Annotated in this window: 13 protein-coding genes; 2 read left to right on the top strand and 11 right to left on the bottom strand. The window is 42.4% G+C overall.

The features are described 5' to 3' along the window. Positions 1-26 precede the first annotated feature (26 nt). From OFO10_RS04120 to OFO10_RS04080, 9 genes are all read right to left on the bottom strand, one after another. Positions 27-401 carry a RidA family protein gene (locus tag OFO10_RS04120; RefSeq protein WP_270859012.1) on the bottom strand — a complete coding sequence of 125 codons (375 nt, stop codon included), beginning with the start codon at positions 399-401 and terminating at the stop codon, positions 27-29. Between the two features lie 91 nt (positions 402-492). Then, positions 493-1,254 (bottom strand): TSUP family transporter, encoded by a 762-nt coding sequence (locus OFO10_RS04115; RefSeq protein ID WP_270861822.1) that lies wholly within the window; start codon positions 1,252-1,254, stop codon positions 493-495. A gap of 20 nt (positions 1,255-1,274) precedes the next feature. Beyond that, positions 1,275-2,348: a CapA family protein gene (locus tag OFO10_RS04110; protein ID WP_270866183.1), complete on the bottom strand. Its 1,074-nt coding sequence runs from the start codon at positions 2,346-2,348 to the stop codon at positions 1,275-1,277. Between the two features lie 23 nt (positions 2,349-2,371). After that, positions 2,372-3,127 carry a lysophospholipid acyltransferase family protein gene (locus tag OFO10_RS04105; protein ID WP_270866182.1) on the bottom strand — a complete coding sequence of 252 codons (756 nt, stop codon included), beginning with the start codon at positions 3,125-3,127 and terminating at the stop codon, positions 2,372-2,374. Beyond that, positions 3,114-4,406 carry a hypothetical protein gene (locus OFO10_RS04100; RefSeq protein ID WP_270866181.1) on the bottom strand — a complete coding sequence of 431 codons (1,293 nt, stop codon included), beginning with the start codon at positions 4,404-4,406 and terminating at the stop codon, positions 3,114-3,116. Before OFO10_RS04100 ends, OFO10_RS04105 begins: the two co-directional genes overlap by 14 nt. Then, on the bottom strand, positions 4,400-5,065 hold the full coding sequence (purQ, locus tag OFO10_RS04095) for a phosphoribosylformylglycinamidine synthase I (RefSeq protein WP_270864490.1): 666 nt from the start codon (positions 5,063-5,065) through the stop codon (positions 4,400-4,402). Before purQ ends, OFO10_RS04100 begins: the two co-directional genes overlap by 7 nt. Continuing rightward, on the bottom strand, positions 5,062-5,298 hold the full coding sequence (gene purS / locus OFO10_RS04090; protein WP_270859018.1) for a phosphoribosylformylglycinamidine synthase subunit PurS: 237 nt from the start codon (positions 5,296-5,298) through the stop codon (positions 5,062-5,064). The genes purQ and purS overlap by 4 nt, the downstream gene beginning before the upstream one ends. Positions 5,299-5,301: 3 nt before the next feature. Beyond that, positions 5,302-6,018: a phosphoribosylaminoimidazolesuccinocarboxamide synthase gene (gene purC, locus OFO10_RS04085; protein ID WP_270859019.1), complete on the bottom strand. Its 717-nt coding sequence runs from the start codon at positions 6,016-6,018 to the stop codon at positions 5,302-5,304. Between the two features lies 1 nt (position 6,019). After that, the gene (locus tag OFO10_RS04080; protein WP_442867985.1) at positions 6,020-7,366 is read right to left on the bottom strand and encodes a S41 family peptidase; all 1,347 of its coding nucleotides are present in this window, start codon (positions 7,364-7,366) and stop codon (positions 6,020-6,022) included. A gap of 184 nt (positions 7,367-7,550) precedes the next feature. Between OFO10_RS04080 and OFO10_RS04075 the strand changes: the two genes are divergently transcribed. Next, positions 7,551-10,127: an ATP-dependent Clp protease ATP-binding subunit gene (locus tag OFO10_RS04075; protein WP_270866180.1), complete on the top strand. Its 2,577-nt coding sequence runs from the start codon at positions 7,551-7,553 to the stop codon at positions 10,125-10,127. 104 nt (positions 10,128-10,231) lie between these two features. On the opposite strand, the gene OFO10_RS04070 is transcribed toward OFO10_RS04075, so the two are convergent. Both OFO10_RS04070 and OFO10_RS04065 read right to left on the bottom strand, forming a co-directional pair. Then, positions 10,232-11,722 carry a phosphoethanolamine transferase gene (locus OFO10_RS04070; RefSeq protein ID WP_270866179.1) on the bottom strand — a complete coding sequence of 497 codons (1,491 nt, stop codon included), beginning with the start codon at positions 11,720-11,722 and terminating at the stop codon, positions 10,232-10,234. Positions 11,723-12,054: 332 nt separating this feature from the next. After that, positions 12,055-13,095 carry an HdrB C-terminal domain-containing protein gene (locus OFO10_RS04065; RefSeq protein ID WP_270866178.1) on the bottom strand — a complete coding sequence of 347 codons (1,041 nt, stop codon included), beginning with the start codon at positions 13,093-13,095 and terminating at the stop codon, positions 12,055-12,057. Between the two features lie 111 nt (positions 13,096-13,206). Here OFO10_RS04065 and truD point away from each other — a divergent pair, with 111 nt between their 5' ends. After that, positions 13,207-14,307 carry a tRNA pseudouridine(13) synthase TruD gene (truD, locus tag OFO10_RS04060; RefSeq protein WP_270866177.1) on the top strand — a complete coding sequence of 367 codons (1,101 nt, stop codon included), beginning with the start codon at positions 13,207-13,209 and terminating at the stop codon, positions 14,305-14,307. The last annotated feature ends 70 nt before the right edge of the window (positions 14,308-14,377 follow it).

Here is a 14,377-nt window from a genome sequence, read left to right as displayed (position 1 = left end):
AAAACAAAGCAAAAAAATTTATAAATTTATTTCACGCTTGCGATGACTTCAATTTCTACAAGAGCGTCTTTTGGGAGTTTTGCGACCTGAACGGTTGAGCGGGCTGGTTTGGTGTCTTTGAAATACTCGCCATACACCTCATTTACCGCCGCAAAATCGCCCATATCAGCCAAAAAAATCGTGGTTTTAATCGCGTGGTCAAAGTCGCTTCCAGCCTTTTTCAAAATCGCTTTTAAATTAGCCATAACCTGCGTAGTTTGCGCTCTCACATCGCCACCAGCGAACTCGCCATCTGGCGTGAGCGCAATCTGACCAGAAGTGAAAACAAATCCATTTGCGACGATTGCTTGTGAATACGGTCCAATGGCACCTGGGGCTTTTTTTGTCGAAATTACCTTCATACAGCTTCCTTTCAAAAAAAAATTAAAAAATTTTAGCCACTTTTAACTTATGAGCCAATAAAATTAAGTTTTTTTATAAAACTACCAAATTTTAGCCAAAAATCAATCCATAAAGTAGCTTCAAAATCGTGCATGCAACGACGAAAAGCAGTATCGTGCGCACGAATTTCACATCCTTTTTCACGACCAAATTTGACCCCATCCAGCCGCCTACTATCTGCGCGCAACCCATGATGATACCTATCATCCACAGCACCTGTCCGCCGATGATAAACACGCCTAGTGATACGATATTTGAGACGAAATTTAAAATTTTTGTCTGCGCGACGGCAGTTTTCATGTGAAGTCCTAGCACGCCAACTAGCGCAAAAGTCCAAAACGACCCAGCCCCAGGTCCGAAAAATCCGTCATAAAATCCCAAAAGCAGACCGAACAAAACATAAAATAAATTTTTGCTCATCTTCGCTGCGCGCTCACTCTCGCCTAAATTTGGGCTTAACACAGTGTAGATAAAAAGTGCTAAAAGCAAAACCGGGATAATGTAGTTTAGAAATTTCGCGTCGATTAAAAGCACCACACGCGTGCCAATAAATGCGCCAATGAGAGTGCAGACTATCGCTAGGGCGATTTTGCGCGGATCGACTAGCCCTTTGAGCGTGAAATTTAGCGCCGCAGAAAATGTGCCAAATGTGCCTTGAAGTTTGTTTGTGCCAAGGGCGAGGTGTGGCGGGATACCCACTGCAAGTAGTGCTGGCAGGCATATCAGCCCGCCTCCGCCTGCGATTGCGTCGATAAATCCACCAGCAAACGCCGCAGCAACTAAAATCAAAATTTGCCAAATTTCAAATTCCATATTCTCTTCTTTAATCAAATTTATTTTATCTCAAACTCAGGAAAAACGCTATTCCAAAGCGTTTTAAGATTTTCGGTTTTAAAGTCCCCAACACGCCTAAGCCTGTGCGTCATCGCAAGCATTTCAGGGTAGCGAGCGAGCAAATGCACCGAAAAATCGTGCGAGTATGGGCTAATGTGCGTGATTAGCGGGACTGCGCGCAGACTTTTTATCTTTGTCGCGTTACCCTCTTTTTCGATTACGATATCAGCCATGGCGCCTAGCATGCGCGCGCTTTCGTCTTGATTAGAGATAAAATTTCCTAGCGAATAAAAGCACGGCACGCTTCTGTTATCATCTGTGGTGATGAGCTCTAATGGCTGGATTACATGCGGGTGTGTGCCGATGATGAGATCTGCGCCAGAGTTTGCCAAAAACTGCGCCTGCTTTTTCTGCGTGGCTGTTGGTTTGTGCGTGTATTCCACGCCCCAATGTGGCAAAACCACCACAAAATCGGCGTGTTTTTTCGCAAGCTCTAAGTCGCTTAAAATTTCTTCCTCGTCGCTTAACAAATTCACCAAATACCCTTTGCCTTTTGGCATTATGTGGCCGTTTAGCCCATAAGTGTAGTTCAAAAACGCGACGCTAACATTGTTTTTTTTCAAAATTTTAACGATTTTACTGCTATTTTGATCTGGCGAAATGCCGATATACGCGATATCCTCGAAGCCAGACCAAAATTTCGCACTATCTAGTATGCCTTCTTCACCCTTATCGAGCGCGTGATTTGTCGCATGGGCGATTAGATTGAACCCAGCATCCCTCACAGCCTCGCCTACTTCGAGCGGAGAGCCAAAATTTGGGTAGCCTGAGAGCTTTTTTTTATCTTCGATTAGGATTGTTTCTTGGTTTATGATTTTGATATCTTTGTCTTTGATTTCATCTTTGATAAAGCGATAATATGGCTTAAAATCGTGGCTTTTGGCGGTTTTATCATGCGCGCCCTCAATTAGCTTGGAGTGGATTAGATTGTCCCCAACAGCGATGAGAGAGAGGGTGTTTTCGCTAGCACAGCCAAAAAGTAAAAATGAGAAAAACAGAATTAAAATTTTCAAAATTTCCCCAAATTTAGCCAAATTTAACACTGCCCGCTACTATTACTAGCTGAATTTTGCGTAGAATTTTGCTCTGAAATTTCGCTATTTTCTGCCAAATTTTGCGCTGAATTTTCGTGCTCGTCGATGATAGCTTGCATTTTGGTGCGGGTATTTTCTAGCCATGCGCTATCACTCGTATCGACTGGGTCTAGGTAGATGATTTTCACATGTCCGCTTCGCACGCGAAATTCCTTCGAATCCGCAATCGCCCCAGTGCCTATAAGTACGATAGGCTGGACTTTAAGGCCTAGTTTGTTTGCTATCATTTTTGCGCCGTTTTGAAATTTGAGCATTTTCGTGCCACGATGTCTGGTGCCTTCTGGAAACATCACGATAGCGCGGCCATTTTTTATACGATCATCTACTTCATGCACGATTCGCACGAGCTCGCGAGGGTTTTTGCGATCGACGGCAATCATCTTTGGCAGGGTTAAAATTTTGCCGATTATCGGCAGTTCGCCAATCTCTTTTTTGGCTATCCAGCAGATGTTTGCAGGGTGCGTTTCTTCTAAAACCACGATATCCATAATGCTTTGATGATTTGCGATAAAAAGCCCCACCTGCGGGTCTGGCGAGCCGATGATTTCGATATCATAACCCACAGCGTATCTTTGCCACCTGCCCCACATACGGCGAAATGTGCGGTGCGAGCTGTTTTTCGCCCACATTAGCACGATTACGACCATTACCGTAGCGACGAACCAAAACGAGTAAAAAAGCGCCTTAATCCTTGACAATTTCGTCCTTTTTGATCCAGCCGATTTTGCTACCACTTAGCATGATTTTATAAAATCCCTTGTTTTCGCCCAAAATTTCGACCTTTTGAGGCTCTTTGGTGACATAAAACACCGTAGATGTCGGTATCGGCAGGATATGCACGGCGGTATTTTTGGCTATTTTGCCGTTTCCATAAGGGTTTTGATAATACAAATTTAGCGCCAAAACAATCACCGCAAAAATCAGCGGAGTGATATTTTTGCTGAGCAAAAACATCACCAAAAGCACCGCTGCAAGGGTGTAAATGGCGATTTGTTTGTAAGCCTCGAATTTGGATTCTTTCGGATTGAGCCCGATTTGCGTGCTAAGATCCTCGGCCTGCGGATTTAGCTCGATACCGAAATTTTCGAATTTTTTCGTTTGCAGATTAAAATAGCTAAAATCAAAATTTTTCACACTTTTGTCGATTACAGCGAAATAATATCCACTCTGACTAGCATATCCGCCACGCACAGAATCCACGCCTTGTTTTATGATAGAGGGGTTATCCACGCTAAATGAGGCAAGCGCGCCGTTTCGCACACTTAAATCTAGGGTGAGTAAATTTGAATTATCATCAAATTTGGCGGTTTTGTAGTTTTTCAGTTTCAAATCATCGGCTGAAATATGGACGAAATTTTCCCTTTTTTCTAGCTTGATAAACTCAGGATTGCGCGGTTTAATCGAGCTTTTTTCAAAAAATTCGCCATTTCGCTCTAAGGTTAGAATAATGTCATTTATCTTAGCACCCTCGCCGTTTGCGCTAAAATACAGCGTCGTTTCAAACATCTCATCACCCTGTATCCACGAGAGATTATCCTCGTTTAGCCAGATTAAATTCTCCGTGCGATCGATCGCTAGCTTTGGCGTAACGGTTACTTTTTGACCTAAATACACGCTGAAATTTATCCTAAAAATTTCATTATAATAGGCTTTTTTAGGCGCTCCATCGACTTTGAGAGTGAGTTCTTTGGGTTTGATATCCTCATAGATTTTCTCATCTGAAATATCCAAATCCACCTCATTTGTCGGTGCGAGCGCCTTCAAATCATCAAGGCTAAGGTTTTTATTCATAACCTCGTTTTTATTCAATTTCATCATTACGCGAGAGTTATCACGCTGTGCGCCCTCAGTAGAGCTAGTTTGCTCCGATTTTTTCGGAGCGTATTTGCTCAAATCATCAAGCGAATCTATGCTAACCTCTGGCGCAGCTAGGCTAAGTGCGCAAATACCAAAAAGGGCTAAAACTCTTCTTAACAAACTAGCCCTTTTAGCATTTTTTCGCCGTCCGTTCCACCGAGAATTTCCTCGATAGCGCGCTCAGGGTGCGGCATAAGACCAAAGATTTTTTTGTTTTTATCGCAAATTCCAGCTATGCTATCAACTGAGCCATTTGGGTTTAAATCATTGCCATTTTCGTCGCAGTATTTAAGCAAAATTTGGTCATTATCATACATTTTTTTCAAATTTTCGCTATCGACATAGTAATTGCCCTCGCCGTGCGCGATAGGGATATTTAAAATCTCGCCATTTTTGCAACAAGCAAGAAATTTATTGTCATTACTAATGACTTTTAGATAGTGGTATTTAGAGATAAAGCTCAAATTTATGTTGCGGTTCATCGCGCCCTCTAAGAGTTTGAGCTCCAAAAGCATTTGAAATCCATTGCAAATACCGAGCAAATACCCGCCCTTTTTGGCGTGAGCGCGCACAGCCTCCATGATAGGGCTAAATTTCGCAATCGCAGCCGTTCTTAGATAATCACCATGGCTAAAACCACCAGGAAGCACGACCAAATCGGCATTTAGCGTAGTATCCTTATGCCAAATCACATCCACATCGCAACCAAGACGCTCAAAAGCATATTTTGTGTCGCGTTCGCAGTTCGTGCCCGGGAAATTGATAACCGCTACCTTCATAGCACAATCTCATAATCTTCGATAACGGTGTTGGCTAGCAGGTCCTCGCACATTTGCTCTACATTTTTATAAATCGCCTCTTTGTTCTCGCCTTGCATGTCAAGCTCGATTTGTTTAGCCACGCTTACAGAATTTACACCGCTAAAACCAAGCGAAGTTAGGGCGTGTTTGACGGCCTTGCCTTGCGGATCTAAAACGCCATTTTTCAATTTTACATTTACGATTACTTTCATTTTTTATCCTAAAATTCTTTTTAAAACTTCCTCATAAGCGACTTTTACATCACCGAGCCCTTGGCGGAATACATCTTTGTCTAGTTTTTGGTTCGTGTCCTTATCCCAAAAACGGCAGCTATCAGGACTAATCTCATCAGCTAGTAAAATTTCGCCCTTGCTATCTTTGCCAAGTTCGATTTTAAAGTCGATTAGGCGCAAATTTCTCTCATCGAAAAATTTAACCAAAATTTCATTTATTTTCTTTGCGATTACTTTAAGCTCGTCAAGCTCGGCTTGATCTTTTACCGCACCTAGGATTATGGCGTGTTCGTCGTTTAGGATCGGATCGCCCAAATCATCGTCTTTGTAGCAAAACTCGACCAAAGTAAATGGCAAAATCGTGCCCTCTTTGATACCAAGGCGTTTTGTAAGTGAGCCAGTAGCGACATTTCGCGCGATGATTTCAAGTGGGAAAATTTTGCATTTTTTGACTAATTGCTCGGTTTCGTTTAGCGTCTCAACTAGCGCAGTTTTGATGCCGTTTTTCTCTAATAAATGAAAAATTTGAGTTGAAATTTTGCAATTAAGCGCGCCTTTTCCAGCCTCTTCTGCCTTTTTCACGCCGTTAAATGCAGTTAGGGAATCTTTAAATTCGCTAATTAGCAAATCATCGTTGCCCTCGACTGACCACATTTTTTTGCCTTTGCCCTCGTAAATAAGCTCTTTTTTGCTTGCCATGCTACTCTCCTTTGCTTAGTCTTAAAATTTTAATCGCATCAATTGCGGTTTTTAGCTGAATATCGTCGTTAATCTGCTCTTTTGAGATGAAATTTTTCTCATCTTTTTTCTCTTTTTTTTCTTCTTCTTTTTTCGGCTCTTCGACCTTTGCAAGCTCGCTTTCTAGGTGTTTTTTAAGGTCTGCTTCTTTGACTGAAAATTCATTTTCGCTCTTTTGAGGCACCTTGCCAGCTGCTACAATCAAATCAGGTGTAACGCCCACAGCTTGGATTGTGCGACCACTAGAAAGGTAATACCGCGCGATTGTTAGTCGCAAGGCTTCTTTGTTTTCGATAGGCAAAATCACCTGCACGCTACCCTTGCCGAAAGTATTCTCGCCCACGATTACAGCGCGTTTTAGATCCTGCAACGACCCACTTACGATCTCGCTTGCACTCGCACTTCCGCCATTTACTAGCACGACGAGTGGCAGGTCGGTTACCTTTTTCTTAGGATCTGCGTTATGCTCCTCGGTATCTGATTTGTTGCGACCTTTTTGCGATACGATTAAGCCCTTATCCACGAATAAATTCACAAGCCCGATTGCCTGCTCCAAAAGTCCGCCAGGGTTATTTCGCAAATCAAGGATTATCCCCTTTGCCTCAGGGTGTTCTTTTATAAATTTAGCCGTATCAGCCGTAACATGCTGGTCAAAATTTGTTACGCGCAAATACAAAATTTTCTCATCATCTATCATTTTCGAATACGCAGACTCGACCTTGATTATATCGCGCACAATCTCCACATCAAAGGGCTTACTCTCGCCTTTGCGAACGATTGTAAGCGTGATTTTGGTTTTAGGTTTGCCACGCATTTTGCTTACAGCTTCATCGATTGTAATCCCAAGTGTCGTATTTCCGTCTATTCGCAAAATCACATCATTTGCTTTAAGCCCCTTTTTATCCGCTGGTGTGCCCTCAATCGGCGAAATTATCGTTAGTGCGCCATCTTTCATACCGACCTGAATGCCCAAACCGCCGAATTCGCCCTGAGTTTGCACCTTAGTATCATTGTAAGCTTTTTGATCCATAAAGCTAGAATGGGCGTCCAAATTTCCCATAAGACCAGAAATCGTCTTATCCACAAGCTCCGAAAAGCTCATCTGCTCGACATAGTTATTTTCCACGATTGCTAGGGTTTTAGTAAGCTTTGCCAGCGCTTCAAGCCTTGTTTTTTCGCTATCAGGTTTTTTGGTCGAATTTGCCTCTTTCGCCTCCAAATTTCCTACAAAAAACAGACCAAAAAGTAGTGAAAATACAAAACCAAAGCCAAAAAAGAGATGTTTTTGTTGCAAAAATTTGTCCTTAATTTGAAATAGGCGGAATTCTATAAAAATTTCGCTAAATATTAGTTAAATTTAAGCCATTTTTAGCGATAAAATTTTAAAATTCAGAGTGAAAAATTTGAAAGATTAAATTTATTTACTAAAAAACCTTGACATAATTAGACTAAATATATATAATACAGACAAAATCAACTTTAAGGAGTTTTTTATGAACGAAACACTTGAAATTTTAACCGACAAAATGCACTCACTACTCGAAAGTTCGCTCTCCCTAGCTATCCACTCCAAAAATGGCGAGGTTGCGAATTTGCACATTTTGTGGGCATTGTGCGTGGATTCAACCTCTGTGCTAAATCAAATTTTTAACAAATTTGACATCAGCAAAAGTGCAGTAGAATTAGAAATCAAAAGCGCGCTACAAACCCTGCCAACTAGCTCAAATGTCACGCGCGATAATATCAAAATTTCGCGCGAAGTGGTAAATTCGTTAGAGAGCGCAAAAGGCCTAATGACGAGCCTTGGGGACAAATTTATCGCTATTGATACTTGGTTAGTGGCGAATTTAGACAAATCTCCGCTAAAAGAAATTTTGGCTAAATTTGCCGATCTTAGCGAGATAAAAAAAGAGCTAGAAATGCTAAGAGCGGGCAAAAATATCACCACCAAAACAGGCGATGACACCCTAGAAGCGCTTAGCAAATTTGCGCTAAATTTGACCCAAAAAGCGATAAATGGCGAGTTAGATCCCATTATCGGGCGCGATGAAGTCATCACTCGCATGATGCAAATACTAATCCGCAAAACAAAAAACAACCCAATACTTCTTGGCGAACCAGGTGTGGGTAAAACCGCCATTGTCGAGGGTTTGGCGCAGTTAATCGCGCAAAAAGATGTCCCACTTAGCCTGCAAAACAAGCGCGTAATGGCGCTTGATATGAGCGCGCTCATTGCCGGTGCGAAATACAGAGGCGAGTTCGAAGACCGCCTAAAAGCCGTCATCGACGAGGTTAAAAAAGCTGGCGATGTGATACTTTTCATCGATGAAATTCACACTATCGTAGGCGCTGGGGCAAGTGAAGGCAGTATGGACGCTGCAAATATCCTAAAACCTGCCCTAGCTAGGGGCGAGCTACACACAATCGGCGCGACTACGCTCAAAGAATACCGCAAATATTTTGAAAAAGACGCCGCCTTGCAACGCCGTTTCCAGCCTGTCATCGTGGCTGAACCGACCGTGAGCGAGGCTACGGCTATACTTCGTGGCATAAAAGAGCGTTTAGAAGTTCATCACAATGTTACAATCACAGATAGCGCGCTAGTCGCTGCCACCAAGCTTAGCCACCGATATATCAGCGATAGATTTTTGCCTGATAAGGCGATTGATTTGATCGACGAGGCCGCCGCTGAGCTAAAAATGCAAATCGAGAGCGAGCCTTACGAGCTAGCCAAGGCAAAAAGGGAAATTCTAACCCTCCAAGTCGAAAAAGAAGCCCTAAAAATGGAAAACGACGCCAAAAACGACAAAAGGCTAAATCAAATCGACAAAGAGATTGAGAATTTAAACGAAACCAAAAATTCGCTTTTGGCTAAATTTGAAAACGAAAAGGCTGTATTTAACGGCATAAGCGAAGCCAAAAAATCAATAGATAGCCTAAAAATCGAAGCCGCAAACGCTAGAAGCAAAGGTGATTTAAGCAAAGCTGCCGAGATCGAATACGGCAAAATCCCAGCCGCAAACGCCAAAGTCAAAGAGTTAGAAGCCAAATGGGAGGATATGAAGGAAAGTGGAGTTTTGCTAAAAAACCGCGTCGATGAGGAAATGGTCGCAGGAATCCTTAGCAAATGGACAGGAATTAGCGTAAGCAAAATGCTCTCATCAGAGCGTGAAAAATACCTAAATATCGAATCTCACCTAAAACAAAGCGTCGTGGGTCAAGACGCCGCGCTTCACGCCATAGCGCGCGCTGTGAAGCGAAACAAGGCTGGCCTTGCTAGCGCAAATCGCCCGATTGGAAGCTTTTTGTTTTTAGGACCTACTGGCGTGGGCAAAACAGAGAGCGCTAAAACGCTAGCGAAATTTTTATTCGACGATGAGCGAGCGATGATTAGATTTGATATGAGCGAATATATGGAAAAACACAGCGTCTCACGCTTGCTTGGTGCGCCTCCTGGATATGTGGGATACGATGAGGGCGGTCAGCTAAGTGAGGCTGTGCGCCGCCGCCCATATAGCGTGCTACTTTTCGACGAAATCGAAAAGGCGCACAAAGATGTCTTTAATATCCTACTTGGCATTTTAGATGACGGGCGCGCGACCGATAATAAGGGCGTGGTCGTGGATTTTAAAAACACCATTATAATCCTTACGAGCAATATCGGCTCGGATAAGATTATGAGTCTGGGCGAAAATGAGCGCGAAAACGCCGTAAAAGACGAGCTGAAAAACTATTTCAGACCTGAATTTATCAACCGCCTAGATGACATTGTGATTTTCAACGCCCTTAGTGAGGACAATCTCATCGATATCGTGGGAATTATGTTTAAAGAGCTAGCGCATTTGCTCGAAGAGCGCGGTATCAGCGCAACTCTAAGCGAAAATGCCAAAAAGCTCATTGCCGGGGCTGGATTTGACGCAGAATACGGCGCCAGACCGCTAAGACGCGCACTTTATGATTTGGTCGAGGATAAGATCGCTGATATGATTTTAAACGATGAGCTAAAAGAAGGAAATACAATCCTAATCGACGCCAATGGCGAGGATATCGAAATCAAGGTCGTTTCATAAGCTAAATTCGCGCTAAATTTTCTTAAATTTCAGCGCGAATTTATTTAAAATTTCAAGCCTAAATTTTGCAAATTTAGGCTTTTTTTAAATTTCAAAATTTCAAATTATTTATAAAATTTCGAAATATCCACAGCGGGGTCTGGATTTTTGTTTTTCACTAAATTTCTAGCCCCTAGCGTGTCTGCTTGCACCCCGTCGCTAAAAATATCGCTAAATTCGCCAAAATTTGCCGTCTCTACACCCAGCCAATGCGCAAAATTTTGCGGAAAATAATTCGCAAAACTCTCATTTTTTACAAATTTACGCCCCACACTATCGCTAGAAAATTTTATTAGTGGGATAGCAAAATGCTCCTTGCTAGCGTTTTCTAGCACCAAAAGCTCGGGCGGATTTTTCTTGTAATTATGCGTTAGTCCGTGGTCGCTAAAATAAATCACAGAAAAACTCTCGCCAGTTTTTGCGCGATTGCTCTCTAAAATTTCATATAACGCGCGCAAATCGCCGTCGCTTTGGGCTATGCTTTTGGCGTAGCAATTTATCCAAAATGTCCTCTCATCGGCGTAATTTTTGTAATCTTGCGATTTTAAGCGCGAGCAAGCGCGCGGATGAGAGCCGATAGTATGCAAAAATATCACTCGATTTTTCTCGCTTTTTTGCGATAAAATTTCGCCTACTTTTTTTACTAAATTTTCATCAAATTTCCCCGCTACGCTCTCATCATCACTCAAAAAATAGAGCATTTTCGCCCTTTTTGCGACGATTGTGTTTGCCGTATCGTAGTAGCCGATTTTACCCTGATTGCTAAGCCAAAATGTCTCAAACCCAGCCAAATTTGCCAAATCAACGATATTTAAATCAAAATCTCCGCCCTCATTTAGGACATGTTTAAGTGCCAAAATCGTATTTAGCCCAGTGGCTGTGTAGCCATCGACAAAGGTGCCATTGATTTCGCGCAAAAATGGCGTATTTGGCACGCCATATCCATACGCCTCGAAATAATCCCGCCTTGCACTCTCACCAATGACAACGACAAAATTTTTATAATTTGGATTTACGCTTTTGATTTGCCATTTTGGCTCTATTTTTGTTTTAGTGTAAAGCCTCACATCATCTAAGCTTTGTTTAAAAAATTTAATTGCCTTTACAAATGTGCTTGTGGTGCCGATTTTAAGTGGCTGTCCCAAAGCCGTAACAATAGCGAAAATCGCAAAAAATGAGATTATTTTTTTACCTTTTAACTGAAATTTTGGGGTGATAAAATAAAAAAACAAAAGCAAAACTGCGCTAAGCGCAGAATACACCAAATACTGCGGTGGCAAAGTCTTGCTAAACTCGTCCGCTTCGCTTCCATAAGTCCCCCAAATAGCGAAAACAAACGCCTCATTTATCCGCCCATACAAAAGACCAATCGGCGCGTAAAGACACAAAAACGCAAAAAACACAAAATACAACCAAAAAGATTTTTTAAAATGTATAAAAAGTAGCGAAGAAAGCGTGAGATAAAGGACATTTACATAAAATGCCCACCCACCAAAAAGGCTAAACCTACCTGTGCCTAGCACCAAATACACACTGCTTAGCACAAGCGCAGGCACGATGAGCGCGTATTTTACTCTCTCTCTCTAAAATAGAGCTAAAAGCCATGATTTTCCTTTAAAGCAAATTTAAAATCGCCGATTTTAGCACAGGTTTTATAAAATTTTGTGAATTTTGCAATTTTATCGCAGGAAATTTTAACTCGTAGATTGCTTCGTCGCTTCGCTCCTCGCAATGACAATAGCAAGCAGAATTTTGCCTAATTTGTCATTGCGAGGCGACAAAGTCGCCGTGGCAATCCAGTAAAATTTAGAGAGAATTTAAAATTTATCGCAACTTCCCTAGATTGCTTAGCTTCGCTCACAATGACAAATTTAGCAAATTTACCGCTCTACACCAACACGACTTTTAGTTTATGCGACGCCAAAGTTTTTGGCTTTTCACCCTTGCTAAGAGCGATAAACTCGTCCGTGCTAAGCAGGTAAAAATCAATTAGCTCGCGCCCCATTAGCGCGCAGATTTCACCACTTTTGCCATCGATAAAACCAAACGCACTTTTAGAATTTACCAGCAAAAAATCAGCCCCGCTATCAAACGCGTCAAAGAGAATTTCCCCAGCCACCCTTAGCGCGCACTCCTTTTCGGCGCCGTAAATTTCAGCCCTTAACGCCTCGTTTTCGCGCTCAAATCTCACAATATCTCCGCCAAATCTGCGCACCAAATCCCGCGCGCCCTCATCGCCCCAAACAGCGATTTTAAAGCCCGTGTAGCGGTGCGGGGCAGTGTTTGCGTCTATCTCGGCTAGGCTTTGTGCGCTATAAATTTTATCCACGCGCGCTGGATCAATCCCACAAAGCTCGCAAAGCCTATCATAAATCAAATCGCAATCATAGTCCAAATTTAGGGCATTACACGGCGTGAAATAGACGAGCTGTGGGCGGATAAAATCCAAAATTTCGCCCCTTTTTTGTGGGAAATTTTCGAGCAGAAAATTCGCAAAAACAAAAGCGCTGTTTCCCAAAAAAACCTCGCTAAACTTCCTTAAATTTGAGCTGTAAAAATATGGCGCTAATTCCTTGTAAAACTCGAAAGTATCGCTATTAGCGATAGCAGAAAAACTCTGAAATTTAGAGTAAAAGCTCTCAAATCCACACTCCAAATCCTTGCGCGCCTCTTTCTGGCTAAGTGGCGCGATGTATAAAATCCTGCCAAAGCGCGCCAAAATCCCACCAAATGGCTCCTCCACGCTTGCGACCACGCCATTTATTTTGACAAAACTCACGCCCTCATAGCTAAAATACGGATCGCCCGCTTTTATCTCGCCCAAAAGCTCACTCACGCTAGCGAAATTTTCGCGCTCAAAAATATATGGCTTAAAATAGCTTAAAACATCGATTTTAGGGTCAAATCTGAAAAGCCTGATCTCCAACATAACTGCTCCTTTTTGCGCCCGAAATTCTACTAAAATTTGGCTAATAATTAGATTTTTAGGCGCAATTTTATATAATAATCGCTTTTATTTTAGCCAAAAAGTGAAATTAATATGAAATTTTTATATACCTTAAACCACGCGCCCATAAACGCGCATTTTAGCAAAAACTCAAACGATTTCGTCGTGCGCGAAGTCCCATTGTATGAGCCTAGCGGCGATGGCGAGCATGCGATGATACATCTGCAAAAAAAGGACCTAACCACCTGGGAAGCTTTGCAGATTTTAAGCGAACATTTAGGCGTGAAAATGCGTGATTTTGGCTATGCAGGGCTAAAAGACAAAGAGGGCTTAACTAGCCAGTTTGTTACATTTCCTTTCAAATTCGCGCAAAATTTAGAGAGTTTTTCGCACGAAAAAATCAAAATTTTAAGCCTTAATCGCCACAAAAACAAGCTAAAAATCGGACATTTAAAGGGAAATAATTTTTTTATCCGCCTAAAAAAGGTCTTGCCAACTGACGCTTTAAAACTGCGTGAAGCTCTTGAAACACTCAGCGCGCAGGGGTTTGCGAACTATTTTGGCTTCCAGCGCTTTGGCAAATTTGGCGACAATGCCGAGGCGGGTCTTGCGATACTGCGTGGCGAAAAGCGCATTAAAAACCCTAAAATGCGCGACTTCCTAATCAGCGCGTATCAAAGCGAGCTATTTAACGCTTGGCTAGCCAAAAGGGTTGAAATTTCAAAATTTGCTAGCGAATTTAGCGTGAGCGAGTTTGCCAAAATTTACGGATTTGACAAAGACCTTGCCAAATCTATCGCCACTCAGGCGCAATTTTACAAGCTACTTCCGGGCGAGATTTTAGGGCATTTCCCGCACGGGGCGTTTTTTACCTGCGAGGATTTAGGCGCGGAGGTAGAGCGATTTGTGCGCCGCGATATCACGAGTGCTGGGCTCATCGCTGGGGCGCAAAAACTGCGCGCAAGTGGCGTGGCAAGGGGATTTGAGAGCGAGATTTTCGCCGAGGCTGAGGCGTATTTGGCGCAAACAAACGGCTCATATCGCTATGCGTGGAGCTATATAGAGGATATCTCGCACAGCTACGACGAGGAAAAGGCGCAGTTTGGATTTAGCTTTTATCTGCCAAAAGGCTCGTATGCGACGGTGATTTTGGAGGAAATTTTGCATAGAGAAATTTTCGAAAATTTTGTATAGTTTCGGAGTTTTTTGAAACAGTATTTAAGGAATTGACTTGATAAATATAAATTCAAATACCATTATTAGA

This window comes from Campylobacter sp. VBCF_06 NA8 (assembly GCF_027737825.1).
Classification (GTDB): Bacteria; Campylobacterota; Campylobacteria; order Campylobacterales; family Campylobacteraceae; genus Campylobacter_B.
This window is presented reverse-complemented; position numbering and strand designations above follow the sequence as displayed.

What these genes read in the sequence shown, in the direction of transcription:
- OFO10_RS04065 (WP_270866178.1), bottom strand. Translation starts at nt 13,095, where the DNA reads ATGTTGGAGATCAGGCTTTTCAGATTTGACCCTAAAATCGATGTTTTA.
- purS (WP_270859018.1), bottom strand. Translation starts at nt 5,298, where the DNA reads ATGAAAGTAATCGTAAATGTAAAATTGAAAAATGGCGTTTTAGATCCG.
- purC (WP_270859019.1), bottom strand. Translation starts at nt 6,018, where the DNA reads ATGGCAAGCAAAAAAGAGCTTATTTACGAGGGCAAAGGCAAAAAAATG.
- OFO10_RS04075 (WP_270866180.1), top strand. Translation starts at nt 7,551, where the DNA reads ATGAACGAAACACTTGAAATTTTAACCGACAAAATGCACTCACTACTC.
- truD (WP_270866177.1), top strand. Translation starts at nt 13,207, where the DNA reads ATGAAATTTTTATATACCTTAAACCACGCGCCCATAAACGCGCATTTT.
- OFO10_RS04120 (WP_270859012.1), bottom strand. Translation starts at nt 401, where the DNA reads ATGAAGGTAATTTCGACAAAAAAAGCCCCAGGTGCCATTGGACCGTAT.
- purQ (WP_270864490.1), bottom strand. Translation starts at nt 5,065, where the DNA reads ATGAAGGTAGCGGTTATCAATTTCCCGGGCACGAACTGCGAACGCGAC.
- OFO10_RS04115 (WP_270861822.1), bottom strand. Translation starts at nt 1,254, where the DNA reads ATGGAATTTGAAATTTGGCAAATTTTGATTTTAGTTGCTGCGGCGTTT.